We start from the raw sequence: 24,569 nt of genomic DNA on the forward strand, positions 1-24,569 counted from the left end.
CCGTCCCGGGGCGCTCCGAGCGCACCCCCCTTCCGCGGGTCCGCGCAAGACCGTCCGTGCACCCCGGCGCGCCCCTAGGGTGAGGCCATGACCGATCCCGGCGCGGCCCGCCACGACGTCCTCATCATCGGCGGCGGCAACGCCGGGCTCTCGACCGCGGGGCGGCTGCGGCGCTCCGGAGTGCACGACGTCGCGGTGATCGAGCCCCGGTCGACCCACGTCTACCAGCCGATGCTCTCCCACGTCGCGGGAGGCACGGCACCCGCCTCCGCGGCGACCCGGCCCCAGGGCTCTGTGACGCCGAAGGGGGTCGTCTGGATCCAGGACCGCGTCGAGACGATCGACCCGGTCGCGCACACGGTCGCCCTCCTCTCCGGCCGCCGCGTCGGCTACGGGCAGCTCGTCGTCTGCCCCGGCATCCAGAAGGACTGGGCGGCGGTCCCCGGGCTCCAGGAGGCGATGGACTCGCCGTTCGGAGTGTCCAACTACGAGTACGAGTACGCCCGCAAGGCGTCGCAGGTGCTCCGCGAGGTCCGCTCCGGCACCGTCGTCTTCACGCAGCCCGGCGGCCCGGGCACCTGCTCCGGCGCCTCCCAGAAGCCGATGTACCTCGCCTGCGACTACTGGCGCGCGACCGGCGTCCTCGACCGCATCCGCGTCGTGCTCGTCGTGCCCACCCCCACCCTGTTCGGGATGCCGCTGATCGACTCCGAGCTCGAGCGGAAGGTGGCGGAGTACGGGATCGAGGTCCGCTACGGCCGCGAGCTGGTCGAGGTCGACGCGGCCGAGCGGCGGGTCGTCCTCGCCGTCGACGAGCGCGCGACCGCGCTCCCCGGCCCCGACCGCGCACGGCGCTCGACCGACGGCCCGCGCGAGACGCTGTCCTACGACGTGCTGCACGCCGTGCCTCCGCAGTCGGCCCCCGACTGGCTGGCCGGCACCGGACTGGCCGCCGAGGGCGACGAGGGCGGGTTCGTCGAGGTCGACCCGCTGACCCTGCGGCACCCGCGGTTCCCCGACGTCTGGGCGCTCGGCGACGCGGCGGCCACGGTCAACTCGAAGTCCGGAGGAGCGCTGCGCCAGCAGACCACCACGCTCGCGAAGAACCTCGTCGCCGCGCAGAAGGGGCGCCCGCTCCCCCGCGTCTACAACGGCTACTCCGTCTGCCCCTTCGTGGTCTCGCGCTCGAGCGTGGTGTTCGCCGAGTTCGACGACCGCTACCGACCGAAGCCGACCGTCCCCTTCTGGACGGGCCTGGCGAAGGAGCGTCGCCTCACCTACTTCGCCGACCGCCGCGTCCTCCCGTGGGTGTACTGGAACCTGATCCTGCAGGGACGGGCCTGAGCGTCCTCTTCCGGACATGTCCGGAAGAGGCGCTTGCCGCTGCCGGATGCACTCCCGAGACTGAGGGGTCGGCACTGCCGTCCGACGCGCCCCCTCGTCTCCTGGAGGACCCGATGCGGCCCAGCCCGACTCCCGACCGCTCCGGCACCGCGCGATGACGACGGCGCAGGACTGGGGTCCCTCGACCGACGCGGACTCCGCCGGCGGTCCGCCCCCCTCGCGGAGGCAGCGCGTGCGCGCCTGGATGCGCGGCGGCTCCTTCGGACCGACCGGCCTCACCCGGCGCGGCTGCCTCCTGGTGCTGGCGTCGGCGCTCGTGGTGGCGGTGCCGGTCGTCGCGCTGACGCTCGCGCACGTCGATCCGCACGCGTCGCTCAAGGTCTGGATCCTGGCGATCACGCTGATCGCGCTGGTCGGAGCACTGCTCCGGGTCGTCGCCGACGCCGGACCGGATCCGCAGGCCGACCTGGACCGCGCGGGCAAGGCGGTCGGAGCAGTGGCCGCGGCCTACACGGCGCTGGCCGTGATCATCGACTGGGGGATGCTGCACCTCTGAGGCGCGGTCAGCGGTCCTCGTCCCGCGGGTCGTCCGTGCCACCGGGAGCGCCGCGGATGCCGTCCGGAGTGCTGCCGGCGCCTCCCCCAGCGCCGCCGGTCCCGTCCGGCGCCGCCCGCTCGCCATCGCGCCGGCTGAGCCAGCCGGCGGCCTCGCGCCGCAGCCGCTCCGCCTCCGGACTCGGGATCGGCGGCTCCGCCGGCCGCCGCAGGAGCCGCACCTGCCGGACCGCGCCGAGCACCACTCCGGCGCCGAACAGCGGCAGGCCGAGCAGGAGCACCAGCCACAGCGGCGCGTGCCGGCGTCCGCCGCCGACGACGGCGCCGAGATCCCAGCCCGCATCCGCCGCCAGCCAGAGCATCCCCGCCACGAAGACGGCGCTCACCAGCGAGAGGGCCCAGGGCTGGGCGAGGAGGAGCGCCTGCGTGCGCTGCGTGCGGATCCCCTTCGCCATGCGGCGATCCTAGGGGGCGCGTCAGCCGGCGAGGATGCGGTCGACGAGCCCCTGCGCGTCGCCCTCCGCCGGCACGATCTGCACGGTGTCTCCCTCGATCGGCTGCATCACGGAGAGCGCCGACTCGACCCGGTCGCCTGCGCGGAGGAGGAGCCGGGCGTCGGCCCCCTCGCCGATCGCCGCCTGCGAGCCGCGGCGCAGGAGGGCGGCGCCCGCCTCGTCGAACCGGACGTCGACGACTCCTGCGCCCGGATCGGCCTCGACCGCCGCGACGCCCGCGCGGGTGAAGTCCTCGGGATCGACGAGGACGTCCTGCCCGCCGACCGGGACGCACTGAGGATCGGAGCCGGCCTCGCAGAGCGCGGAGACGGCGACCCCGAGGCCGCCGACCGGTTCCGGGGTGGCGGCCGGAGACGCCGCAGGCGACGACCCGGCGGAGCAGCCGGTCAGGGCGAGCAGGAGGAGCGCGGCGGCTCCGGGGGCGGTGCGGCGGATCACGGGGTCTCCTCGGGTCGCGTCGGAGCGCGCCACGATACCGAGGCCCCGGCGCAGCGGCCACTCCGCGGCACGGCTCGGGCGGGCGGCGACAGCGCCACCTCAGAGCCGGACGACCAGCTTCACCGCCGACACGCCCCGGTGCAGCCGGTCGAGGGCGGGCTGCAGCGCGGCGAGCCCCTCGCCCACCACCTCGGGTGCGGGGGCGCAGACGTGGCGGCCCTCGGCGAGCGCCGTCGGCAGGTGGTCGCGCCACAGCATCGGCCCCACCTCGTTCGTCATCAGCGAGCCGCCCCAGACGAAGCGGGCGCGGATGCCGTGGCGCCGGGCCGCGATCTGCAGCGCCGCGGTGCCGCCGACCACGCGCAGCATCGTCCGCACGAACGCGGCGCTGAGACCGCGCCGCCGCGGGAGCGAGCCGAACGAGACGGAGGGGCTGGCCAGGGCGACGCGTCGCGCTCCGGTGGCCGCGGCGACCGCGACCGACGGGGCACCGGAGCCCGTGCCGATCGCGAGCACCCCCGCGACCTCGTGGCCCGCGAGCGCCGCGACCAGGTCGGCGACGACGGTGGGGCTGCGGTAGTCGAGCACGATCTCGGCGCCCAGCTCGCGCATCCGCTCGTGGTTGCGGGGTGACGCGGTCGTCGCCACCCGGTGCCCGGAGGCGACGGCGAGCTGGATCGCGTTACTCCCCACGCTCGTCGTCCCGCCCCAGACCACGACCGTCCTGCCCGTCGGGCGGACCGGGACGCTCGGGTGCGGCAGGGCGAGGTGGTCCCGCTGGAACAGCGCCGTCGCCGCCGTCGAGACCGCGAGCGGCAGCACCGCCGCCTCCTCGAAGCCCATCCGGTCGGGGATCGGCGCCGCCAGGTCCTCGCGCACGACCGTGTACTCCTGGAAGGCGCCCTCGTCGCGGTTCCGGCGCCCGCGCTCCATCCCGACCGCGTACGCGACGACCCGGTCGCCGACGGCGAAGCGCGTCACTCCGGAACCGACCGCCTCGACCACTCCGGCCACGTCCTCCCCCAGCACCGCCGGGTAGGGCACCCACCGGAACATCAGGTCGCCCGTCCACTGCTTCATCTCGTCGACCGGGTTCACGGCCAGGGCGCGGTTGCGCAGCAGGACCTCCCCCGGTCCGGCGACGGGCATCGGAGTGGGGCGGACGACGAGGTCGGCCCGCGGGGCGGTCAGCAGGGCGGCGGTGTTCTCGGGCACGGGCGGCTCCAGTCGGAAGTGATGGCAGGACGTGTCGTCACCCTACTCCTGATGACACATCATGTCGTCAGCTATTCTGGGCGGATGTCACGCTGGGCCCCCGACGCCGCCCTCCGCCTAGAGCAGGCGGCGATGGAGCTCTTCGCCGAGCACGGCTACGCGGGCACCACCGTCCCCGCGATCGCGGAGCGCGCCGGACTCACCACGCGCACCTTCTTCCGCCACTTCGCGGACAAGCGCGACGTCCTCTTCCTCCGCGAGCGCGAGTTCCCCGAGATCGTCGGCCGCCTGCTCGCCGACGCCCCCGCGGGCCTGGACACGATGGCGCTCCTGATGCACGGCCTCGAGGCCGCCGCCGACGAGCTCCAGACCTGGCGCGCCGGGATCGCCGCGCGCCGCGCCGTCGTGCGCTCCGAGCCGCAGCTGCGCGAGCGCGAGCTCCTCAAGTCGGCCGCCCTCGCCGACAGCATGCGCTCCGCCCTCGTCGACGCCGGAGTCTCGCCCGAGGACGCCGCGCTCGCCGCGCTCACCGCCTCCGCCCTCTTCGACGTCTCCCTCGAGCGCTGGCTCGCCGCCCCCGGCTCCGTCCTCCTGGCCGACGTCCTCCGCGGCGAGCGCGCCCGCCTCACCGCACTGCTCGCGCGCTGACGCGCCGCTCCGCCGCGCTCCTCCGCCCCGCGCTCGGGCGATGCGTCGCGAACGGTCGTCATCCGAGCCCCGGAGCGACCGTTCGTGACGCGTCGGACCGGCGGCCTCGAAAGGGCACTGCTCAGGCGGGCAGCGCCCAGGGGAAGGCCGGCGCGTTCGAGCGGGCGCCCTGCGAGGCCTTCGAGCGGCCGGGCTCGCCGAGCTCCGCGAGCAGCGACTCCGACTCGCCGACGAGGACCGCGAGCGCGCCGGGCGTGAACCACTCCGGGCGCAGGGCGAACAGGAGGTCCTCGGTGGCGGTGTTCCCGCTGGCGCCCGGCGCGAAGGGGCAGCCGCCGAGGCCGCCGAGCGCGCCGTCGACCACCGCGGCTCCGGCCTGCACGGCCGCGATCGCGTTCGCGACTCCCGAGCCCCAGGTGTCGTGCCCGTGGAACACGATCTCGCGGGGCGGGGTCTCCGCGGCCACGCGCGAGACGAGCGACGCCACCTGGCCGGCGTGCGCCTGCCCGAGCGTGTCGCAGACGACCACGTCCGCCGCTCCCTCCGCCCGCGGATCGCGCGCGATCGCGAGCACGCGCTCCGGGGCGACCGGACCCTCGAACGGGCAGGTGAACGAGGTGGCGATGCACAGCTGGATCCGCCCGCCGACGCTCTCTGCGAGCGCGACCGCCTCCGGCATCGCGGCCAGGCTCGCCTCGGTCGGTCGGCCGACGTTGGCGAGGTTGTGCGAGTCCGACGCGGAGAAGCAGTACTGGAAGCGGCGCGCCCCCGCAGCGGCCGCGCGCTCCACGTGGCGCGGAGTCGCGACCCACACCCAGCACCGCTCCAGCTCCTCAGGGGTGAGCGCGGCGATGACGTCGAGGGTGTCGGCCATCGGAGGGACGAGGTCGCCGCGCGCGAGCGAGCCGATCTCGAGCTCGGGCACCCCCGCGGCGAGCAGCGTGCGCGCGAGGTCGACCTTGCGCTCGGTGGTCAGGAGCTTGCCGGTGAGCTGCAGGCCGTCGCGGAGGGTGACGTCGCGCAGGCGCGCGGAGGCGAGCGCGGTCACCGGCCGGCCTCCTCGGCAGCGGCAGCGGCGGCTGGAGCAGCAGCGGGATCGGTGCGCCGGAGCATCCCCAGCACCTCCTCGGTGTCCTGGCCCAGATCGGGCGCGAGCGAGCGGATGGGGAGGGAGCGTCCGCCGAGCACCGGCACGATCCCCGGGAAGCCCACGCCGCGCAGAGTGCCGCCGGCGTCCTCGACGTCGAAGGGCTGGATCATGTCGCGCGCCGCGTACTGCTCGCTCGCGCTGATGTCGGCCGCCGTGTAGATCGGCCCGGAGGGGACGCCCTCGTCGTCGAGGACCGCGAGCGCCTCTGCGGAGGTGCGGCCCGCCGTCCACGCGCCGATCGCCGCGTCCAGCTCGTCGCGCCGGGCCCAGCGCTGCTCGTTCGAGGCGAGCGCGGGATCCTCGCCCAGGTCGGCGCGGCCGATCACCGCCATCAGCCGCTGGAAGATCGCGTCCGCGTTCCCCGCGATCACGATGCTCGCCCCGTCGCCGCACGTGTAGGCGTTGGTCGGGGCGATGCCCTCCATCCGCCCGCCGACGCGCTCCCGGACGATGCCGTGCGCCTGGTAGTCGGGGATCAGCGACTCCGTCATCGAGAACATCGCCTCGTGCAGCGCGACGTCGACGACCCGCTCCGCCAGCGGTGCCGGATCCAGCCCCGCGGAGCGGCGGGTCTCGCGCTGGAACAGCGCCATCATCACTCCGTAGCCCGCGTAGAGCCCGGCGATCGAGTCGCCGATCGAGACGCCGACGCGCACAGGCGGCCGGTCCGGGTCGCCGACGAGCTCGCGGAACCCGCCCATCGCCTCCGCGACGGCCGCGAACCCGGGGCGGGCCGACAGCGGGCCGGTCTGCCCGAACGCGGAGATCCGGCCGATCACGATGCCGGGCCGGGCCTCGTCGAGCACGTCCGGCCCGATCCCCCAGCGCTCGAGCGTGCCGGGCCGGAAGTTCTCGAGCACCACGTCGCACTCGGCGACCAGGCGGCGGACGGCGTCGCGCCCCTCGTCCGTGCGCAGGTCGAGCGCGATCGAGCGCTTGTTGCGGTTGATCGTGTGGAAGAGGAGCGAGGTCTCGGACCCCTCGTGCAGCCGCCAGCGGCGCAGCTCGTCCCCCGTGCCGGGCCGCTCCACCTTGATCACCTCGGCGCCGAAGTCGGCGAGGAGCCGGCCCGCCGTGGGCGCCGCGATGAAGTTGCCGAGCTCGAGGACGCGGACGCCCGCGAGCGGGAGGGGTGCGGTCATGGCACGGCCTTTCGCTCCCGTCGAGGCTAGCGCGGAGGACGGCGCCACCCCCTGCCCTCGTGCGGACACCCGACCTACACTTGCCGGACACCATGCGCAGACACACCCTCACTCCGCGACCGGACTGGCGAACCCGCTGCGACGAGATCGGCTTCAGCTTCTACGACCTCCCCTCCGAGGGCGGCCGCCCCTACTGGAACGAGTCCGCGGCCTACTCCTTCGAGCCCGCCGAGATCGACCTGCTCGAGCGCACGACCTCGGAGCTCTTCGACCTCTGCATGGAGGCGTGCGAGCTCGTCGTGCGGAAGGGCCGCTTCGCCGAGTTCGGCATCCCGCCCCGCTTCCACGACCTGGTGCGCACCTCGTGGGACGAGGACGACCCCACGGTCTACGGCCGCTTCGACCTCGCCTACGACGGCGCGGGCGCAGTGAAGCTGCTCGAGTTCAACGCCGACACCCCGACCTCGCTGGTCGAGACGGCCGCGGCCCAGTGGCAGTGGCTCGTCGAGACGAAGGGGCCCGACGCCGACCAGTTCAACAGCCTGCACGAGCAGCTCGTCGAGCAGTGGCGCCACCTCCGCCTCGAGCGCTGGTCGCTCGACGAGGGCGCGCGCCTGCACCTCGCGTCGCTGCACGACTCCGGAGACGGCGAGCTGATCGTCGAGGACGCCGACACCGTCGCCTACATGGCCGAGACCGCGGCGCAGGCCGGCTTCGACCCCAAGCTGATCTTCGTCGAGGACATCCGCTACGAGCTCGACGGCGCCGGCTTCCTCGACGGCGACGGCGAGCCGCTCCGCCACGTCTTCAAGCTGTACCCGTGGGAGTGGATGCTCGGCGAGCAGTTCGGCGGCCTGCTCCTCGACCGGCGCGAGCGCACCCGCTGGGTCGAGCCGGCGTGGAAGCTCCTGCTCAGCAACAAGCAGCTGCTGGTGGTGCTGTGGGAGATGTTCCGCGGCCACCCGAACCTGCTGCCCGCCTCCGTGCATCCGCTGCCCGGCACCGCGCAGGTGCGCAAGCCGCGCCTGGGCCGGGAGGGTGCGAACGTGACGGTCCTCGACGCCGACGGCTCGGTCGTCGCCGAGAACGGCGGCAGCTACGGCGCGGAGGGCTTCATCCACCAGGAGCGCGCCGAGCTGGCCCGGGTCGACGGGAGGACCGTCGTCATCGGCAGCTGGATCGTCGGCGAGACCCCGGCCGGCATCGACGTGCGCGAGACGAGCGGCCTGATCACCGGCGACCTGGCGGAGTTCGTCCCCCACTACATCGAGGGCGGACGGAGCGACGGGGCCGCGACGGCCGCGGACGCCGCGTCGGTCTCCTCCCGCCCCGAGCACCGCGCCGCCCCCGCCTACGGCGCTCCCGCGCCCGGCACCCCCGCGCCCGCGTACGGCGCCCCCGAGCACGACCGGCCGCAGGACACCCGCGCGGCCCGCCCCCAGGACGAGGAGACCCGATGACGGACGACGACCGCACCCCCGGCGATCCCGGGACGCCGAGCTCCGGGAACGACTGGGGCAGCCGCGAGCCCGGGGCCGGCCCCGGCACGCCGACCGGCGGCGCGGGCCGCGGCTCCGGCGACGGCGGCGGCCCCACCCGCACCGCTCCCCACCGCTCCCGGAGCGTCGGCATCAGCGGCATCGCGAAGAACCGCCGCGGCCTGCTCATCGGCGGCGCGGTCGCGGTCGGCGCGGTCGGCCTGGCCGTCGCCCTCGCCAACGGCGGCCCCTCGACCGACGGCGTCGTCGCGACGGGAGCCGACGGCCAGGACTACGTCATCCCCGAGAACGCCGAGCGCCCCGTCTACGCGAGCCGCGAGGACTGCCTCGCCGACGTGCGGGAGCAGATCGCCCAGCTCCAGGCGCAGGGCGAGGAGGTCGGCGACGACCCCGAGCAGCTGTGCGAGGCGACCGACGAGTACCGCGGGCACTACGCCGGCGGCTTCTGGCTCGGCCCGCTGATCTTCGCGTCCTCGCGCTGGAACTCGACGCGGGCGACCAGCTGGGCGCCCGTCGCGTCGGGCGGCTTCGCGGCCCGCGGAGCGACCCAGCCCGACGTCGTGCAGCGCGCCCCGGCCGGCTCGACCGTCGGCTCGAAGGCCACCCTCTCCGGCGGCTTCGGCTCCTCCGGCAAGTCCGGCTTCGGGTCCACCGTCGGCGGCTGACCGCGGCGCTCCTCCCCTTCCGCGCTGGAGTCGCTCCGAGGCCTCCGCCTGCCGCCGAGACACCGCTCGCCGTGCGGCGCTCCGGCGGTCACGGGGACGGCTCGCCGCCGCCCTCCCTCAGGAGGAGGGCGGCGCGCTCGGGAAGAAGTGCCGCTCGACGGGGTCGCCGTCGGCGTGGGCCAGCGCCGCCGCGCGGATCTCGCGGTCGCGGCCGGTGAGCCGCTGGGTCTCCTGCCGTCGGAACTCGCCCCACGAGGGCACCATGAACGTCTCCAGCTGCACGTCGGCCTCCTCCCCGCTCCGGTAGAGCGCCCACCGCGAGGCGCCGGTCCGGCGGCGGGAGCTCTCCAGCAGCCGCACGGCCGACCGGAAGTCGGCGAGGGAGTCGGGGCGGACCGTCCACGAGATCTGCACCATCACCGGCCCGTCCGTCGGCTCCGGCTCGAACACCAGCGTGGGCGTGGGCCACGACATCGAGATGCTGCGGTCGACGGTCCCCGTCCCCGGCAGGAGGGGCAGCACCCGCACGCTGGCCGCCACGAGGAGGAGCAGAGCGGCCGCCGCGGTGTACGCGGGCGCGGTGCCGAGCACCTGCGCCGCCAGGCCCCAGCCGATCGAGCCGACCGCCATCGTCCCCATGAAGACCAGGATGTAGATCGAGGCTCCCCGGGACCGCACCCACTGCGGCAGCGTGAGCTGGAGCGCCGCGTTCAGCACGGTGAGGGTCCCGATCCACGCCAGCCCCGCGAGGACCAGCAGAACCAGCGCCGGGACGAGAGGCAGGAAGGCCACCGCGAGCGTCCCCGCCGCGAACAGCACGGCGCTCGCCCCGATGACGACGTCGTCCGAGAGCTTCCGACGGGCGAGCGGCAGGGCGAAGACGCCGAGCACGGCGCCGGCCCCCAGCGCCCCGAGGAGGAAGCCGTAGCCGCTCGAGTCGAGCTGGAGCCGCTTCGCGGTGAGCGGCAGCAGCGCCCAGAGCGCGCTGGCCGGCAGGGCGAAGAGCGCGGAGCGGAGGAGGATCCGGCGGACGAGGTGCGCGGAGGCGACGTACCGGATCCCTCCCCTCAGGGCCGCGCCGAACTGCTCGCGGTCGTCGAGGCCGGTCTGCGCCGGACGCTTCCACCAGAGCAGGGCGAGCACGGCGCCGATGAAGCTCAGGGCGTTGATGCCGAAGACCACCGGAGCGCCGAACGCCGAGAGGACGACCCCCGCCAGGGCAGGGCCGACCGCGCGGGCGCCGTTCACCGTCACGCCGCCGAGGGCCGACGACGCCGCGATCAGGTTCCGGGGCACGAGCTCCGGCTGGATCGCCTGCCAGGCGGGCGAGGTCAGGGTGGAGGTGATGCCGAGGAGGAAGGTGAAGGCCAGGATCGTCCATGGCGTCAGCGCGCCCACCGCCGCCACGACCGTCAGAGCGGCCGCCAGCAGCGCACTCGCCGACGACCCCCAGATGAGCAGCCGCCGGCGGTCGAGCGAGTCGGCCAGCACGCCCGCGGGGAGGGCGACCAGGATCGAGGGCGCCAGACTCGCCGTCTGCACGAGCGCGACGACCGCAGCGCCCGCGGCCGCCTCGACCAGGTACCACTGGGCTCCGACGGTCTGCATCCAGGTGCCGATGTTGCTGCCCAGCTGGGCGAACCACAGGACCCGGAAGGCGGTGATCGCCATGGGCGCCCAGGCGGACGGCTGCGCCGGTGCGGACGGTGTCGCCGGAGGGGCGGGAGCGGGAGCGGGAGCGGGAGCGACGTCCTCAGTCACGGGGCACGGCCTGCCGCACCGAGAAGAGGTTGCCGAAGGGGTCCAGCAGCTGGCACAGCCGCTCCCCCGTGAACACCGTCTTCGGGCCGCGGTGGGCGACGGCGCCGTTCGCCGTCCAGTCGGCGACGACGGCGTCGACGTCGGGCACCGTCCAGTACGGGCTCGTGCCGTCGGGTCCGGGCCGGTTCAGCTCGTCCCGCTCGTGAAGCGTCAGGCGGGTGCCGTCCAGGTCGAAGGCGACGAGCGCACCGCCGCGGACGACGGGCTCGCGCCCGAGCCGCGCCGAGTACCAGGCGACCGCGGCGTCGAGGTCGTCGACGAAGTAGAAGACGTCACCGACTCCGGCGAACACCGTCGTCGTCATGCTCGGGCCGGAGGGAGGGCGTCGCGGAGGAAGGCGAGCGAGGGTCCGATGGCCGCCTCCGTGTACCCCTCGGCGTGACGCGTGCCCGGGATCAGCTGCAGCGTGCTGGCGACTCCGACCGCGGAGAGCGCCGCCTGCATGGCCTGCGCGTCGCTCACAGGCACGAACTCGCCCAGCGAGTTGGCCAGGAACACCGGTCCGCCGTCCGGGGAGGCGTGTCGCGTTGTGGAGGCGGCGGTGAGCAGCCCGCGGTCGCCTCCGACCTCGTTGAGGATCGTCCAGCGCAGGAAGGCGTCGTTCCGGCCGGTCTGGTTGATGTCGGCGCTCTTCATCGCGTCGAGGTCCTGCGTGGTCGGCGTGGCCGGGAGGTCGTCGGTCGCCTCGACGATGCCGAGGAGATCGAACATCCCCGACCAGCTGACGGCGGGCCGGCCGGTGGCGATCGCGGCCTCCACGACCAGGTTCCCGCCCGCCGATCCGCCGAAGAACGCGAGCCTGCTGCGGTCGAACGCCCACTCGGACGCGACCGCCCACCGCTCCGCGGCGAGCACGTCGTCCCTGCTGGCCGGGAAGACCGAGTCCGGAGCCTCGCGGTAGTCGGCCGCGAACACGAGGTAGCCGGCGTCGACCAGCATCGTCGCGAGCGCCCGCTCCTTGCTCTTGTCCCCCCGGAACCACCCGCCCCCGTGGATCAGCACGACGGCCGGCCGAGCGGCGTCCTCGGCCGGGGAAACCGCCCTGCTGTACACGTCCAGCACCTGATGCGGGGAACCCCCGTCGACGTACGCGACGTCGATGCTCACTGACGGCTCGTCCGACACGATGACCCCCTCCGGTTGCCTGCTCCTGACTGCAGTCCCGACGGTAGGAGCCCGGATCGGCGCTAGCCAGGCCCTGCCGGGGTCACGCAGGAGGGCGGGCACCTGGGCCCTGCTCGCGCGTGGACGGGGCTCCGCGAACCGGTCGGCGGAGCCCGGTGCCTCACTCCGGGATCAGCGCGTGATGGAGACGGCGGCGCTGCGTCCCTCGTTCCCGGCGGCGTCGAGGGCACGCGCGGTGATGCTGTACCTGCCCGCGGGATAGGCGGAGGTGGAGACGGTCAGGCGCCAGGATCCGTCGGTGGCCCTGGTAGCGTCGCCGAGCCTGGTCGAGCCGCTCCAGAAGCTGACGCGGGTCGTGCCGACGTTGTCGGTGGCGGAGGCGACGAAGGTCACGCTGGAGCCGACGGTCGTTCCCGTCGCGGGCGAGGTGATCCGGACGGAGGGCGCGATCGTGTCGACGGCGGGCGTCGAGGTCGGCGTCGAGGTCGGCGTCGGGGTCGGCGTGGTGCCGCCCAGCGGCAGACCCCAGGCGTTCCAGGTGGTCGCTGCGATCTTCGCCTGTCCGCTCACGTTGGGATGGAAGTAGTCGACGTCGGTCGCGATGGTGCTCAGGGGAACGCTCATCCGAGTGATCGCTCCACCGTCCCAGATGCAGTCGTTCGCTGCGGCGTCACAGGCCGAGAGGAGGGCGCTGTTGTAGGCGGAGGCGCGGGCGGCCGCCTCGGCGACGGAAGCGCTGTACGCGGTACCGGTCAACTGGTTTCCGTCCTTGTCGCGGCGGATCCTCGGCGAGGACGCGGCGGGCGGCCGGAACGGGATCGTCACGGTGCACGCGGCAGCACGGCCGAGGTCCGCTCCTCCACGCCGGCCGTCGGCCGGCGTGCGCCTCCTGTCAGTCGTGCTGCGATCGCTGGGACGACGACGACGAGCGCCCTCGTCGATCGCATCCGCACACCGCCGCGACGCGGATCGCGACTAACCTCGGAGGGTGTTCCTGACCGAGCCGTACGGCTTCCGCGACCGCTCCGCCCTCGATGAGCGCCGGGCCCTGCTCGAGGACGAGCCCTCGGTGCAGCCCCTCCGGGCGTTCCGCGAGGAGCTCCTCGCCCGGCGTACCCGCAGGCATCCCGACGCCGTCGTGCCCGACTTCGACCCGGCCGAGGCGGGCGTCGAGGCGCGCGCGCTCCTCGTGCTGGAGGCCCCGGGACCGATGTCGGCGGGCCCCGGCGGCTCCGGTTTCGTCTCCGTCGACAACGACGACGCGACGGCCGCGGCGACCTGGGCCCTCCGCGACGAGGTCGGACTGCACGCCCGCACGCTGGTCTGGAACATCGTGCCGTGGCGGCTCGACGGCGTCGCCGACGCGGACGAGGTGCGGCAGGGCGCGATGGAGCTGCGTCGGCTCCTCCCGCTGCTCCCCGACCTGCGGGTCGTCGTCAACGCCGGGACCGCGCCGACCAGCGGCTGGAAGAAGAACATCGAGCCGTACCTGGTCGACGGCCCCACCGTCATCGACTCGTGGAGCCCCGGTCAGCGGGCGATGAGCCAGCCCCGCAAGCGCGACGAGCTCAAGCGCGCCTTCGAGCGCGCGACGCACCTGGTCGGCTGAGCCCCCGGGGCCACGAGGCGTCACGAACGGTCGTCATCGGAGCCGGCAGGCAGCCCTTCGCGACGCATCGACCGCGGGCGGTCCGCTCAGGCCGAGCGGGCGTCCCGCAGCGCGTCGGCCGACTGCTGCGCGGCGCGGCGGACGTCGCGGTCCGGGTCGCGGAGCATGCCCGTCAGGACGGCCTCGACGCTCGCCGCGAACTCGCCCTTCGCGTCGCGACCGGAGGAGATCCCCGCCAGAGCGGCCGCGACGAGAGCGCGCGCGCCGGCCGAGCGGACGCGGGGGTGCTCGTCGGTGGTGAGCCGCGACAGCTTCTTCTGCCCGCCCAGCACGCGCTCGGCGCAGACGCGGGCGCACATCTCGCGGACGCGCCAGGAGGGGTTCGCGAGTCCGGCGGTCACCGCGTCGGCGGCGTCGTCGTCCCAGACGTAGAGGAGCGCGCGGGCGCCCCAGAGCTCGGGCCAGTAGAGGGAGGGCGCTCCCTTGAGGATCCCGTCGGCGTGCTCGCCGCCCACGGTGAGGAGGAAGGACTCGCCCTCGTAGCCGCCGGTGAGCAGGGCCGCGGATCGCAGGGCGACGGTGCGCTCCCCCTCGCGGGCGACCTGCGCCCGCAGGCGCTCCTCGAGCGGATCGGTGAGGGTGACGGTCGGTTCGTTGTCGCGTGCCATGAGGCTCCCGAGAGTACCCGCCCTCCCCGCACCACGGCGGATCCCGGAGCGGATCGCCCGATGCCCGCCCGCGCAGGGGCGCCCACCGGGCGGTCGGCCCCGCCTGACTATGCTGGTGCCACCCCCGGCAGCCGAGCCCTCTGAGCCTCGTCCGTGCCGGGGTGGCGCGGCTCACCCGCCCGGGGAGCGGAGGAGGTCCTCTCATGGCCGATCGGCCGAACCTCCGTCATGTCGCGGCGGTCGCGGGCGTCTCGCACATGACCGTGTCGCGTGTGCTCAGCGGGCACCCCAACATCAAGGAGTCGACCCGCCAGAAGGTCCTCGAGGCGGTCGACGAGCTCAACTACCGGCCGAACATCGCCGCCCGCTCCCTCGTCACGCAGCGCACCGACCGCATCGGCGTGATGATCGAGAGCGGCGCCGAGTACGGACCGTCGAGCACCCTCCGCGCGATCGAGCGCGCCGCCCGCGAGAAGGGGTACTCGATCACCTCCGTCGCGCTGCGACCGGACCTCGAGATGACCCCCACCGACGCGATCGGCCACCTGATGGGCCTCGGGATCGACGCGCTCTGCGTGATCGCGCCGCGCTCCTCCTCGGTGGCGACCCTCCGCACCGTCGAGATCGGCGTGCCGACGCTCGTGGTGAAGAGCGACAAGGACCCGAGCTTCCTCACCGTCTCGGTCGATCAGCAGGCCGGCATGTTCCAGGCCGTCGACCACCTGGGCAACCTCGGCCACCGCGACGTGCTGCATCTCTCCGGCCCCCTCGACTGGCTCGACGCACGGGCCCGCGAGCGCGCGTTCCACAGCCGCGCGAAGTCGTGGGGGATGCACGAGCGCCCGATCGTCATCGGCGACTGGACCCCGGATTCCGGGTACGACTTCGCCGCGAGCCTGCAGTCGGTCCCCGACTTCACCGCGATGGTCGTCGCGAACGACGAGATGGCGCTCGGAGTGATCCACGGCCTCGTCGAGCAGGGGATCCGCGTGCCCGAGGACGTGAGCATCGTCGGCTTCGACGACCTGCCCACCGCGCGCCACTTCCTCCCGCCGCTGACGACGGTCCGCCAGGACTTCGACAAGCTCGGGACCACGGTCGCGGAGGTGATCCACGCGCGGATCCGCGGCCAGGAGATCCCGCAGCGCACCCGGATCTCCACGGAGCTGGTGATCCGCTCCTCCACGGCCGCTCCCCGATCGTGACCCTCCTGTTCCCGTCCCGCCGCACGCGCTCGCGTATCATCGGCGGCAGCCCCTGGCACGCCGGACCCTGACGGCGCGCCGCACACGAACCGAGGACGGCACGTGGCGATCTCATCGAGGACGACCCGGAGCTCCGCGGCACCCGTCGTCGAGATGACCGGCATCCGCGTCTCCTTCGCCTCCGGACCCGCTCTGAAGGACGGGAACCTCCGGCTGGTGCCGGGCGAGATCCACGGGCTGATGGGCGAGAACGGCGCGGGCAAGTCCACGCTGATCAAGACCCTCACCGGCATCCACCAGCCCGACGCGGGCGAGATCCTCGTCGACGGCGTCGCCCGCCGCTTCAACGGCCCCGCGGAGGCGAAGGCCGCCGGCATCACGGCCGTGTTCCAGGACGAGCGCCTCACCGACAACCTCAGCATCGGCGAGAACGTGATGCTCGGCCACGAGGTCCGCGGCCGCTTCGGCATCTCCTGGTCGCGCACCCACGACCGGGCGGCCGAGATGCTCGCCGAGCTGGGCCTGGAGGACCTCGACTCCCACCTGCCGCTGCGCTCGCTCTCCCCGGCGATCCGCCAGCTGGTCGCGATCAGCCGGGCGATGGTGGACCGGCCGCGCGTGCTGGTGCTCGACGAGCCCACCTCGAGCCTCGACCTCAGCGACGTGGCCCGCCTCTTCACCGTGCTGCGGAGGCTCCGCGACCAGGGTGTGGCGATCCTGTTCGTCTCGCACTTCCTCGAGCAGGTCCTCACCCTCAGCGACCGGCTGACCGTTCTGCGCGACGGCGGCACCGTGGGCGAGTATCCGGCCCACACCATGGACCGCGCCGAGCTGATCGCGAAGATGATCGGGAAGGACATCGACGCGCTGAGGCAGATCGGCTCCGACCGCCGCGAGCACCGGCGCCAGCCCGTCGGCCCGGCGATCTACCGCGCGCACGGTATCGGCCGCCGCGGCGCCGTGGGCCCGACGGATCTGGAGCTGCACCGCGGCGAGATCGTGGGCTTCGCGGGCCTGCGCGGCTCCGGGCGCACCGAGCTGGCGTCGCTGGTGAGCGGAGTGGAGAAGCCGGACACCGGCGAGGTGCTGATCGACGGCGAGCCCGCCCACATCTCCGATCCGGTGTCGGGCCTGCGCCACCGCATCGCCCACTCGAGCGAGAACCGGCGCGAGGACGGGATCATCGGCGACCTCTCCCTTCGCGAGAACATCGTGCTCGGCCTGCAGGCGCTGCGCGGCTGGGCGCACCCGCTCTCGGCCGCCGAGACGGACACGCTGGTGCGCACCTACGTCGAGGCGCTCAACATCTCACCGGCCGACCCGGACATCCCGGTGAAGTACCTCTCCGGGGGCAACCAGCAGAAGGTGGTCCTCGCGCGGTGGCTCGCGACCCGTCCGCGGCTGCTCGTGCTCGACGAGCCGGCGCGCGGGATCGACGTGGCGTCGAAGGTCGAGATCCAGGCGCACATCGCGCAGCTCGCGAAGGAGGGGGTGACCGTCGTCTACATCTCGTCCGAGCTGGAGGAGGTGGTGCGCCTCAGCGACCGCATCGTCGTCTTCAAGGACCGCGAGAAGATCGGCGAGGTCAGCAACGGCCCCTGGCTCACCGTCGACACCATCGTCGAGATGATCGCCGCCGACCGCGACGACGACCTCGACGACGACGACTGACCCTCCCCCGGCCGCATCGCGGGCCGAGCCCTGCTGGTCGCGCTGCCGCACCGCGGCGTATCCGGACCCCCGCACACCGCTCGACCACCAGGACCTCGAGGGCCGCGCGGGTCCCGCTCGGGCGCCGGGCCTGCGAGGATCCGGGGGTGGACGATCAGCGACCGGACGAGCTCGCGGAGCTGCAGCGGCGCGCGTACGGCCGCGGCTCCGACATCGAGCGGGACCCCGGTGCGCTCGCACGGCTCTCCGCGCTCGAGGCCCGCGTCCGTCCCGCCCCCGGCACCGCACGGCCGGACGCGGCGGCTCCCGGGAACGGGATCACCGAGGACGCCGCTCCCGACGACGCGGCACCTCCCGCGGACGCCTCCGCCGACGAGGCGTCCGAGCCCCTCGGCCACGCCCCGCCCCGCCGCTCCCGTCGGCGCAGCCTCCTCCTCCTCGCCGCGCTGGCCGCGACGGCGGCCGTCGCCGTGGGGGCCAGCCTCCTCGCCACCGCCGGGGACGGGCAGCCCGGCCGCGAGGTCGCCGTGCTGCCCCTGTCGAACGGCACCGACCTCCCCGGCTGGGAGGGACTGGGGTTCGACGGATCCGTCACCACCGAGGACTTCGGCGGTCTCACCGTCGTGCGGCAGAGCCTGCCCGCCGACACGGGGCTCACCGTCGTCCGGCAGCGCCGCTCCGCGAGCGCCGGCTCGTGCCTCTCCATCGTGCGGACCGCCGATCCGCAGGACGGCCTGTTCTTCCAGGGCTGCACGGCCGGAGCGTTCCCCGCGGTCGCGCAGTTCACCGTGACCTCGGCAGCGCCGGAGGCCCTGCGCGAGCGGTTCCCGATCGGCACATCCCTGCGGTTCGCCCTCGAGGGCGACGAGATCCGGGTCCGATCCGACGCCCGCTGACCGCTCACATCCCGACCGCTCGCCTCGCGCCCGCTCCGCTCCCGCCCGGCCGGAGGCGCACCCGCGCTCAGACACCCGTCCGCCCGTGCGGGTCCCCCACCTTCTTCGACTCGCTCGACCCGCGCTCGCGCAGGAACACGGCGAGCGCCGCCATGCTGCCCACCGCGAGGAACTCCGACTGCCAGTTCTGGAGCGTCCGGTTCCAGAAGTCGGCGGAGGAGACGTAGCCGAGCCAGTCGACGGGCGCCTCCAGGCTCGTCAGCTGCTCCTCGTTGTAGGCCACGACGCCCGTCACCGACTGCGCAGCCCACGACAGCAGGAACACCGCCCCCATCACCAGCAGCAGCGAGTGCGAGAACAGCGCCTGCCTCAGGCCGCCGGCGGAGGCCGAGGGAGGCGAGTCGTCCTCCGCGGACGCGCCCGCCTTCTGCTGCTCGTCGGTCTCCAGCCCCTCCTCGCCCACCCGCTTCGACTCGGGCGAGCCGCGCTGCAGGAGCCAGACGGTCGCTCCGATGTAGAGGAAGAACTGCAGGTACTCCGACTGCCAGTTCTCGGCGACGTCGATCGCGAAGTCGGAGGAGGTGACGAAGCGCCAGTAGCCGACCTCCCGCAGCCCCTCCGCTGTCTGGGTGTCGTTGTAGGCGGCGAGCCCGGCGAACGACTGCCCGGCGAGAGCGAGCAGGAAGATCGCGAGGAAGAACAGCGAGAGCCCGTTCTCGCGCAGGAAGCGGCGCATCCGGCTCATCTCCCCAGGATCCCGACGGCGAAGAACCCGATCAGGCCGAGCACGATCACGGCGTAGTAGAGGGCGGAGGCGGTGCGCACGTCAGCTCCCGTCCAGGACGCACTCGAAGGGCGCGTCCGCCACCGGCGTGCAGCCGGCCGCCCTCACCAGCCAGCCGTCGTCGCCCGGAGTGAGGAACACCGCGGTGCTGCCGGAGCGCACGATCGCCGCCCGGCCGTCGACCTCGGCGTCCCCGGCTCCGTCTCCCGCGATCCCGAGCTCCAGCACGCCGGCGGGGCAGTCGCCCTCCCGGTCCTGCACGGCCTCGCGGGCGGAGTCGGTGAGCAGCGCGCACGCCGCCCGGCCGTCGCCGTCGGCGACCGCGGAGAGGAAGGCGTCGGCCGCGTGGCGGGCCGCCGTGCCGTCCGCGGAGCATCCGCAGAGCGCGAGCACCAGGGCCGCCGCCGCGGCCGTCGCGGGGACGGAGCGCGATCGAGGGAGCTTCATGGCCAGGGAAGCTACTCCCGGCCCTGAGCCCCGGGGAGAGGGTTGCCATCGGGCCCTGCGGGACCCCGCGACCGGATCGTTACCGAAGCGCACCGACGCGCTGTTGCGTCACAAGAATTGTTCACGGTAACATTTCGACGCGGCGCTGCTTCGGCCGGCGTCCACTGCACATCCTGCACTCACCGCACCTCGGGCCGCTAGGCCCGCATTCGAGGCCCTTCGGGGTCCATCATCTCGGGCGCTCTCTTCGCGCCCGCGATCTCAAGGAGGAGATCTATGTCCAAGACGAGGCGTATCGGCCAGTTCCTGGGTTTCGCAGCAGCAGGCGCACTCGCGCTCGGTCTCGCGGGCTGCTCGGGCGGTTCCGGCACCGATTCGGGCTCCGGCTCGAGCGGTGACCTCACCACCGTCGGCTTCGTGGCCGTCGGCCCCGAGGGCGCGTGGCGCCAGGCGAACGAGACCAACATCGAGGACACGTTCACCAAGGACGCCGGCTTCGACCTGAAGTACGCACCCGCCACCAACGGAGACCAGAAGTCGCAGATCGACTCCTTCACCTCCTTCGTGGACGAGGGCGTCGACATCATCCTGCTCTCCGCCACGGAGGGCTCGGGCTGGGAGGACTCGCTCAAGCGCGCCCAGGAGGCCGAGATCCCGGTCATCCTGATCGACCGCGGCATCGAGCCGGACAACACCGACCTCTACGTGACCCGCATCGCGCCCGACAACATCGCGGTCAGCACCTCGGTCGCCGACTGGGCCAAGTCCACCTTCCCCGACGGCGCGAAGTACTTCACGCTCGAGGGCCCCGCGGGCGTCTCGGTCGTCAACGAGCGCAACGAGGGCTGGGACGAGGTCATCGGCGCCGACTCGAAGTTCACCAAGATCGGCGCGCAGACCGCGAACTGGTCCACGGAAGAGGCCAAGAGCGTCTTCGAGACGGTCCTGAAGTCGAACAACAACGACGTCCAGCTCGTCTTCGCCCAGAACGACGAGATGGGCCTCGGCGCCGTCCAGGCCGTCCAGGAGGCCGGCCTCACCCCCGGCACCGACGTCAAGATCGCCACGATCGACGGCACCAAGAACGCCCTGCAGGCGCTGGCCGACGGCGAGCTGAGCTTCGTCGCCGAGTACAACCCGCTCTTCGGCGAGACCGCCCTCGACGCGGTCGAGAAGACCCTGGCCGGCGAGAAGGTCGAGTCCTCGATCGTCGTCCCGAGCGAGACCTTCGACTCGCCCGAGGCCGCCACCACCGCGCTGCCCGACCGCAAGTTCTAGTCGCTCAGCACCACCGGTAGCCGCGCCCGACGCGGCTCCACCCACCCGGAGCGACCGGGGCCGGCCCTCCCGCCGGCCCCGGTCGCTCCGATCCTTCGGCGCACCTGTTCGGCTGCGCCCCGCTCGAGAACGGAACGACGCGACATGACAGGTTCGCCTCCGATCGTCGAGATGAAGAACATCTCGATCAGCTTCCCCGGCGTGAAAGCCCTCGACGGCGTCGACTTCCGCCTGTTCCCGGGCGAGGTCCACACCCTCATGGGTGAGAACGGCGCCGGCAAGTCCACGCTCATCAAGGCCCTCACCGGCGTCTACCGCATCGACAGCGGAGACATCGTGATCGACGGGGAGACCCGTCGCCTGACCGGCACCGCCGACTCGCAGGCCGCAGGCATCTCCACCGTGTACCAGGAGGTCAACCTGGTCACGAACCTCTCCATCGGAGAGAACGTGATGCTCGGCTACGAGGTCCGCGGACCCTTCGGCATCAACTGGAAGGCCACCCACCAGGCCGCGAAGGTCGCGCTCGAGAAGCTCGGCCTCGGCCACCTCAATACGCGCCAGTCGCTCGCCTCGCTCTCGATCGCGATGCAGCAGCTGGTCGCCATCAGCCGCTCGACGGTGAGCGACTCGAAGGTGCTCATCCTCGACGAGCCGACCTCGAGCCTGGACGCGAACGAGGTCGAGAACCTCTTCGTCGTCATCCGCCGCCTCCGCGCGGAGGGCGTCGCGATCCTCTTCGTCTCGCACTTCCTCGACCAGGTCTACGCGATCAGCGACCGCCTGACGGTGCTGCGCAACGGCACCTTCGTCGGCGAGTACCTGACCCACGAGCTCGACCGCACCTCGCTGATCTCGAAGATGATCGGCAAGGACATCGCAGCGCTGCGCTCCCTCGACTCCGAGCGCGAGAGCCAGGACCACCTCTACCGCGACGCCCCGCTCTACACCGCGAAGGGCATCGGCAAGAAGGGCTCCATCGAGAGCACCGACCTGACGCTGCACCGCGGCGAGGTCGTCGGCTTCGCCGGACTCCTCGGCTCCGGCCGCACCGAGCTCGCGCGCCTGATCTACGGCGTCGACAAGCCCGACACCGGCGAGATCACGATGCACGGCAAGAAGATCGACGTCCCGACGCCGACCGCCGGCCTCGCCCACAAGATCGCGTTCTCGAGCGAGAACCGCCGCGACGAGGGCATCATCCGCGACCTCTCGGTCCGCGAGAACCTCATTCTCGGCGTCCAGGCCAAGCGCGGCTGGGCCCGCCCCCTCTCCAAGAAGGAGAAGGACGAGATCGTCGGCAAGTACCTCGTCGAGCTCAACGTGCGCCCCGCCGATCCCGACCGCCCGATCAGCAAGCTCTCCGGCGGCAACCAGCAGAAGGTCCTCCTCGGCCGCTGGCTCGCCACCGCCCCCGAGATCCTCATCCTCGACGAGCCGACCCGCGGCATCGACGTCGGAGCGAAGGCCGAGATCCAGGAGAAGGTCGTCGCCCTCGCCGGCGAAGGCGTCGCCGTGGTCTTCATCTCGTCCGAGCTCGACGAGGTCGTCCGCCTCAGCGACCGCATCATCGTCCTGAAGGACCACCGCGTGATCGCGGAGATCCTCAACGGTCCCTCTGTCACCGCGGAGTCGATCGTCACTACCATCGCCGCAGAGGGAGTCGTCGACGAGGACGTCGTCGTCCTCGAGAGCGCCACGCAGGAGGCCGCATCATGAGCAGCGACACCCGACCCGCCCGGGGCTCCGTCCTCGGCGGGATCATCCGCCGCCAGTACTTCTGGGGAGTCGTGGCGATCGCCCTGCTCCTCCTCATCAACGTCGTCAAGGACCCGGGCTACCTGGCCGTCTCGGTCAGCCCGACCACCGGCTACCTCGTGGGCAACGTCATCGACATCGCCCGCGCCTCCGCCCCGATCCTGATGATCGCCGTCGGCATGTGCCTGGTCGTCGCGACCGGGGGCATCGACCTCTCGGTCGGCTCGATCATGGTCGTCGCCGGCGCCGTCTCGATGGAGTTCCTCAACTCCGCGGGAGCGCCCGAGTCGCTCGGCGCCGCAGCGGGAGCCTTCGCGATCGCCCTCCTGGTGGCCGCGGTGCTCGGAGCCGTGAACGGCATCCTCGTCTCGGTGGTGGGCCTCCAGCCCTTCATCAGCACTCTGGTCGTGATGCTCGCGGGCCGAGGCCTGGCGAAGGTCATCACGGGCGGTCAGAACACCGCCGCCACCAACGAGCCCTTCCGCTGGCTCGCGAACGGGTACGTCTTCGGGCTCCCGGTCGTGTTCCTCCTCGCCATCGCCATCGTCGTGGTCGTCGGAGTCCTGGTGCGCCGCAGCGCGCTCGGCCTGATGATCGAGGCCATCGGCATGGACCCGAAGGCGGCCCGCCTGGCGGGCATCAACCGCCGGGGCCTGCTGATGACCGCCTACATCGGCAGCGGCATCCTCGCCGGAGTCGCGGGCGTCTTCGCCACCGCGAGCGTGATGACGGTCGACGTCTCGCGCACCGGCTACCAGCTCGAGCTCGACGCGATCCTCGCGGTCGTCATCGGCGGCACCTCGCTCGCCGGCGGCAAGTTCAACATCACCGGAGCCGCCGTGGGCGCGATCCTGATCGCCACCCTCGACAAGACCGTCGTGTTCCTCGGAGTCTCGTCCTCCGCGACGCCCGCCTTCAAGGCGATCGTCATCGTCGCGCTCTGCCTCCTGCAGTCCGAGCGCGTCCGCTCCGCCTTCAAGTCCCGTCGCGAGGCGCGCCGCAGCGTCCCGCAGAAAGAGGCGATCCCCGCATGAGTGCCGTGATGACCCGCTCCGCCCCTCCGGCGAGCACGAAGCGCACCTCCGGGGCGCGCGGCTGGCTGAGCCAGCACCTGGACAAGCTGCCCACCCTGGCAGCACTGATCATCTTCTTCGGGATGATCGTCTACGGCGAGGCGGCGTACGGCCGCATCCTGCAGGCGAGCACGATCTCGAACCTGCTGGTCAACAACGCGCACCTGATCATCCTCGCCGTGGGCCTCACCTTCGTGATCCTCACCGGCGGCATCGACCTCTCGGTCGGTGCGGTGATCGCGTTCAGCAGCGTCAGCGGCGTGCTCCTGATCAACGCCGGCTGGAACCCCTGGCTCGTGATGGTCCTGATGGTCGTGATCGGCGGGCTCTTCGGCGTGATCTCGGGAGTGCTGATCCAGTACTTCAACGTCCAGCCGTTCATCGCGACGCTGGCGATGATGTTCCTGGCCCGCGGTCTCGCCTCGATGCTGAGCACCGTCCCGGAGCGCCTCCCCGAGGACTCGCCTGTGCTGAGCCTCGCCGCCCCGATCAAGCTGATCGACGGCCCGAAGGTCAACGACTTCGTCATCAGCCCCGGCGTGATCATCGCGATCCTCGTCGTGGCCGGCGCGTTCTTCGTGCTGCACCGCACCCGCCTGGGCCGCACGGTCTACGCGATGGGCGGCTCCGAGCAGTCGGCGGCCCTGATGGGCCTGCCGGTCGTGCGGACCAAGCTGTTCATCTACATCATCAGCGGCACCCTGGCCGGTCTGGCCGGCGTGGTCTACACGGCGCGCCTCGGCAGCGCGCAGAACATCACCGGCACCGGATGGGAGCTCGACGCCATCGCGGCGACCGTCATCGGCGGCACGCTGCTCACCGGCGGCGTCGGCTTCGTGCTCGGCTCGGTGGTCGGCGCCCTGGTCCTCGGCCTGATGAACGTCCTGATCACCCGAGACGGCGGCATCCCGCCGGAGGCGACCACGATCATCACCGGAGGCATCCTCCTGGTCTTCGTCCTCCTCCAGCGCGCCGTGATGGCCCGCAGCAAGACCTGACCGGGCTCACGCCCGATCACCACCGGCGCCCCCTCGTCCCCGCGGACGAGGGGGCGCCGTCGTGC

The 24,569-nt window shown here is 73.1% G+C and carries 25 protein-coding genes; 13 read left to right on the forward strand and 12 right to left on the reverse strand.

Annotation, left to right across the window (positions count from 1 at the left end):
• Positions 1–87: 87 nt before the first annotated feature.
• The gene (locus C5D08_RS04015; RefSeq protein ID WP_104275936.1) at positions 88–1,344 is read left to right on the forward strand and encodes an NAD(P)/FAD-dependent oxidoreductase; all 1,257 of its coding nucleotides are present in this window, start codon (positions 88–90) and stop codon (positions 1,342–1,344) included.
• A gap of 154 nt (positions 1,345–1,498) precedes the next feature.
• Complete coding sequence (locus C5D08_RS04020; RefSeq protein WP_104275937.1) at positions 1,499–1,900, forward strand: hypothetical protein; 402 nt, start codon at positions 1,499–1,501, stop codon at positions 1,898–1,900.
• A gap of 7 nt (positions 1,901–1,907) precedes the next feature.
• Here the strand turns inward: C5D08_RS04020 and C5D08_RS04025 are convergent, their stop codons facing one another.
• The 3 genes from C5D08_RS04025 to C5D08_RS04035 form a co-directional block, all read right to left on the reverse strand.
• Positions 1,908–2,354, reverse strand: a complete 447-nt coding sequence (locus C5D08_RS04025; RefSeq protein WP_104275938.1) for a hypothetical protein — start codon at positions 2,352–2,354, stop codon at positions 1,908–1,910.
• 21 nt (positions 2,355–2,375) lie between these two features.
• Positions 2,376–2,852, reverse strand: coding sequence for a hypothetical protein (locus tag C5D08_RS04030; RefSeq protein ID WP_104275939.1), 477 nt, complete (start codon positions 2,850–2,852; stop codon positions 2,376–2,378).
• Between the two features lie 99 nt (positions 2,853–2,951).
• A complete protein-coding gene (locus tag C5D08_RS04035; protein WP_104275940.1) occupies positions 2,952–4,067 on the reverse strand; it encodes a zinc-binding alcohol dehydrogenase family protein in 1,116 nt (371 codons plus the stop codon).
• A gap of 84 nt (positions 4,068–4,151) precedes the next feature.
• Here C5D08_RS04035 and C5D08_RS04040 point away from each other — a divergent pair, with 84 nt between their 5' ends.
• Positions 4,152–4,715 (forward strand): TetR/AcrR family transcriptional regulator, encoded by a 564-nt coding sequence (locus C5D08_RS04040; RefSeq protein WP_181110179.1) that lies wholly within the window; start codon positions 4,152–4,154, stop codon positions 4,713–4,715.
• A gap of 121 nt (positions 4,716–4,836) precedes the next feature.
• Here the strand turns inward: C5D08_RS04040 and C5D08_RS04045 are convergent, their stop codons facing one another.
• Together C5D08_RS04045 and C5D08_RS04050 are read right to left on the reverse strand one after the other, a co-directional pair.
• Positions 4,837–5,763, reverse strand: coding sequence for a hydroxymethylglutaryl-CoA lyase (locus C5D08_RS04045; protein WP_181110181.1), 927 nt, complete (start codon positions 5,761–5,763; stop codon positions 4,837–4,839).
• Positions 5,760–7,007: a CaiB/BaiF CoA-transferase family protein gene (locus C5D08_RS04050; RefSeq protein WP_104275942.1), complete on the reverse strand. Its 1,248-nt coding sequence runs from the start codon at positions 7,005–7,007 to the stop codon at positions 5,760–5,762. Before C5D08_RS04050 ends, C5D08_RS04045 begins: the two co-directional genes overlap by 4 nt.
• A gap of 92 nt (positions 7,008–7,099) precedes the next feature.
• Here C5D08_RS04050 and C5D08_RS04055 point away from each other — a divergent pair, with 92 nt between their 5' ends.
• Entirely contained in the window at positions 7,100–8,467 is a 1,368-nt protein-coding gene (locus C5D08_RS04055; RefSeq protein WP_104275943.1) for a glutathionylspermidine synthase family protein, read from the forward strand.
• Entirely contained in the window at positions 8,464–9,171 is a 708-nt protein-coding gene (locus C5D08_RS04060; protein WP_104275944.1) for a hypothetical protein, read from the forward strand. The genes C5D08_RS04055 and C5D08_RS04060 overlap by 4 nt, the downstream gene beginning before the upstream one ends.
• 117 nt (positions 9,172–9,288) lie before the next feature.
• Here C5D08_RS04060 and C5D08_RS04065 read toward each other — a convergent pair whose 3' ends face one another.
• The 4 genes from C5D08_RS04065 to C5D08_RS04080 all read right to left on the reverse strand — a co-directional run bounded on the left by C5D08_RS04065 (position 9,289) and on the right by C5D08_RS04080 (position 12,873).
• Positions 9,289–10,932 carry an MFS transporter gene (locus C5D08_RS04065; RefSeq protein WP_258067281.1) on the reverse strand — a complete coding sequence of 548 codons (1,644 nt, stop codon included), beginning with the start codon at positions 10,930–10,932 and terminating at the stop codon, positions 9,289–9,291.
• Positions 10,925–11,296: a VOC family protein gene (locus C5D08_RS04070; RefSeq protein WP_104275946.1), complete on the reverse strand. Its 372-nt coding sequence runs from the start codon at positions 11,294–11,296 to the stop codon at positions 10,925–10,927. Before C5D08_RS04070 ends, C5D08_RS04065 begins: the two co-directional genes overlap by 8 nt.
• The gene (locus tag C5D08_RS04075) at positions 11,293–12,099 is read right to left on the reverse strand and encodes an alpha/beta hydrolase (RefSeq protein WP_181110183.1); all 807 of its coding nucleotides are present in this window, start codon (positions 12,097–12,099) and stop codon (positions 11,293–11,295) included. Before C5D08_RS04075 ends, C5D08_RS04070 begins: the two co-directional genes overlap by 4 nt.
• 189 nt (positions 12,100–12,288) lie before the next feature.
• Positions 12,289–12,873: an Ig-like domain-containing protein gene (locus tag C5D08_RS04080; RefSeq protein WP_146086113.1), complete on the reverse strand. Its 585-nt coding sequence runs from the start codon at positions 12,871–12,873 to the stop codon at positions 12,289–12,291.
• 232 nt (positions 12,874–13,105) lie between these two features.
• Here C5D08_RS04080 and C5D08_RS04085 point away from each other — a divergent pair, with 232 nt between their 5' ends.
• Complete coding sequence (locus C5D08_RS04085) at positions 13,106–13,726, forward strand: hypothetical protein (RefSeq protein WP_104275949.1); 621 nt, start codon at positions 13,106–13,108, stop codon at positions 13,724–13,726.
• An 86-nt stretch (positions 13,727–13,812) separates the two neighbouring features.
• On the opposite strand, the gene C5D08_RS04090 is transcribed toward C5D08_RS04085, so the two are convergent.
• Positions 13,813–14,394 (reverse strand): HEAT repeat domain-containing protein, encoded by a 582-nt coding sequence (locus tag C5D08_RS04090; RefSeq protein WP_258065295.1) that lies wholly within the window; start codon positions 14,392–14,394, stop codon positions 13,813–13,815.
• A gap of 203 nt (positions 14,395–14,597) precedes the next feature.
• Between C5D08_RS04090 and C5D08_RS04095 the strand changes: the two genes are divergently transcribed.
• From C5D08_RS04095 to C5D08_RS04105, 3 genes are all read left to right on the forward strand, one after another.
• Positions 14,598–15,599, forward strand: coding sequence for a LacI family DNA-binding transcriptional regulator (locus C5D08_RS04095; protein WP_104275950.1), 1,002 nt, complete (start codon positions 14,598–14,600; stop codon positions 15,597–15,599).
• A 102-nt stretch (positions 15,600–15,701) separates the two neighbouring features.
• Positions 15,702–17,270, forward strand: a complete 1,569-nt coding sequence (locus C5D08_RS04100; protein WP_308471624.1) for a sugar ABC transporter ATP-binding protein — start codon at positions 15,702–15,704, stop codon at positions 17,268–17,270.
• Between the two features lie 146 nt (positions 17,271–17,416).
• Complete coding sequence (locus C5D08_RS04105; RefSeq protein WP_104275951.1) at positions 17,417–18,166, forward strand: hypothetical protein; 750 nt, start codon at positions 17,417–17,419, stop codon at positions 18,164–18,166.
• 67 nt (positions 18,167–18,233) lie between these two features.
• Here the strand turns inward: C5D08_RS04105 and C5D08_RS04110 are convergent, their stop codons facing one another.
• Entirely contained in the window at positions 18,234–18,911 is a 678-nt protein-coding gene (locus C5D08_RS04110; RefSeq protein WP_308471625.1) for a DUF6766 family protein, read from the reverse strand.
• A gap of 81 nt (positions 18,912–18,992) precedes the next feature.
• Complete coding sequence (locus tag C5D08_RS04115; protein ID WP_104275953.1) at positions 18,993–19,397, reverse strand: hypothetical protein; 405 nt, start codon at positions 19,395–19,397, stop codon at positions 18,993–18,995.
• A 276-nt stretch (positions 19,398–19,673) separates the two neighbouring features.
• Here C5D08_RS04115 and C5D08_RS04120 point away from each other — a divergent pair, with 276 nt between their 5' ends.
• The 4 genes from C5D08_RS04120 (at position 19,674) to C5D08_RS04135 (ending at position 24,504) form a co-directional block, all read left to right on the forward strand.
• Positions 19,674–20,675 (forward strand): ABC transporter substrate-binding protein, encoded by a 1,002-nt coding sequence (locus C5D08_RS04120; protein ID WP_104275954.1) that lies wholly within the window; start codon positions 19,674–19,676, stop codon positions 20,673–20,675.
• A gap of 144 nt (positions 20,676–20,819) precedes the next feature.
• Complete coding sequence (locus C5D08_RS04125; protein WP_104275955.1) at positions 20,820–22,394, forward strand: sugar ABC transporter ATP-binding protein; 1,575 nt, start codon at positions 20,820–20,822, stop codon at positions 22,392–22,394.
• Positions 22,391–23,467: an ABC transporter permease gene (locus C5D08_RS04130; RefSeq protein WP_104275956.1), complete on the forward strand. Its 1,077-nt coding sequence runs from the start codon at positions 22,391–22,393 to the stop codon at positions 23,465–23,467. The genes C5D08_RS04125 and C5D08_RS04130 overlap by 4 nt, the downstream gene beginning before the upstream one ends.
• Positions 23,464–24,504: a sugar ABC transporter permease gene (locus tag C5D08_RS04135; RefSeq protein ID WP_104275957.1), complete on the forward strand. Its 1,041-nt coding sequence runs from the start codon at positions 23,464–23,466 to the stop codon at positions 24,502–24,504. The genes C5D08_RS04130 and C5D08_RS04135 overlap by 4 nt, the downstream gene beginning before the upstream one ends.
• The last annotated feature ends 65 nt before the right edge of the window (positions 24,505–24,569 follow it).

The organism is Rathayibacter sp. AY1B6, from assembly GCF_002932755.1.
Classification (GTDB): Bacteria; Actinomycetota; Actinomycetes; order Actinomycetales; family Microbacteriaceae; genus Rathayibacter.

What these genes read in the sequence shown, in the direction of transcription:
- C5D08_RS04125 (WP_104275955.1), top strand. Translation starts at nt 20,820, where the DNA reads ATGACAGGTTCGCCTCCGATCGTCGAGATGAAGAACATCTCGATCAGC.
- C5D08_RS04060 (WP_104275944.1), top strand. Translation starts at nt 8,464, where the DNA reads ATGACGGACGACGACCGCACCCCCGGCGATCCCGGGACGCCGAGCTCC.
- C5D08_RS04070 (WP_104275946.1), bottom strand. Translation starts at nt 11,296, where the DNA reads ATGACGACGACGGTGTTCGCCGGAGTCGGTGACGTCTTCTACTTCGTC.
- C5D08_RS04055 (WP_104275943.1), top strand. Translation starts at nt 7,100, where the DNA reads ATGCGCAGACACACCCTCACTCCGCGACCGGACTGGCGAACCCGCTGC.
- C5D08_RS04130 (WP_104275956.1), top strand. Translation starts at nt 22,391, where the DNA reads ATGAGCAGCGACACCCGACCCGCCCGGGGCTCCGTCCTCGGCGGGATC.
- C5D08_RS04135 (WP_104275957.1), top strand. Translation starts at nt 23,464, where the DNA reads ATGAGTGCCGTGATGACCCGCTCCGCCCCTCCGGCGAGCACGAAGCGC.
- C5D08_RS04020 (WP_104275937.1), top strand. Translation starts at nt 1,499, where the DNA reads ATGACGACGGCGCAGGACTGGGGTCCCTCGACCGACGCGGACTCCGCC.
- C5D08_RS04095 (WP_104275950.1), top strand. Translation starts at nt 14,598, where the DNA reads ATGGCCGATCGGCCGAACCTCCGTCATGTCGCGGCGGTCGCGGGCGTC.
- C5D08_RS04015 (WP_104275936.1), top strand. Translation starts at nt 88, where the DNA reads ATGACCGATCCCGGCGCGGCCCGCCACGACGTCCTCATCATCGGCGGC.
- C5D08_RS04110 (WP_308471625.1), bottom strand. Translation starts at nt 18,911, where the DNA reads ATGAGCCGGATGCGCCGCTTCCTGCGCGAGAACGGGCTCTCGCTGTTC.
- C5D08_RS04050 (WP_104275942.1), bottom strand. Translation starts at nt 7,007, where the DNA reads ATGACCGCACCCCTCCCGCTCGCGGGCGTCCGCGTCCTCGAGCTCGGC.
- C5D08_RS04025 (WP_104275938.1), bottom strand. Translation starts at nt 2,354, where the DNA reads ATGGCGAAGGGGATCCGCACGCAGCGCACGCAGGCGCTCCTCCTCGCC.
- C5D08_RS04040 (WP_181110179.1), top strand. Translation starts at nt 4,152, where the DNA reads ATGTCACGCTGGGCCCCCGACGCCGCCCTCCGCCTAGAGCAGGCGGCG.
- C5D08_RS04120 (WP_104275954.1), top strand. Translation starts at nt 19,674, where the DNA reads ATGTCCAAGACGAGGCGTATCGGCCAGTTCCTGGGTTTCGCAGCAGCA.
- C5D08_RS04115 (WP_104275953.1), bottom strand. Translation starts at nt 19,397, where the DNA reads ATGAAGCTCCCTCGATCGCGCTCCGTCCCCGCGACGGCCGCGGCGGCG.
- C5D08_RS04090 (WP_258065295.1), bottom strand. Translation starts at nt 14,394, where the DNA reads ATGGCACGCGACAACGAACCGACCGTCACCCTCACCGATCCGCTCGAG.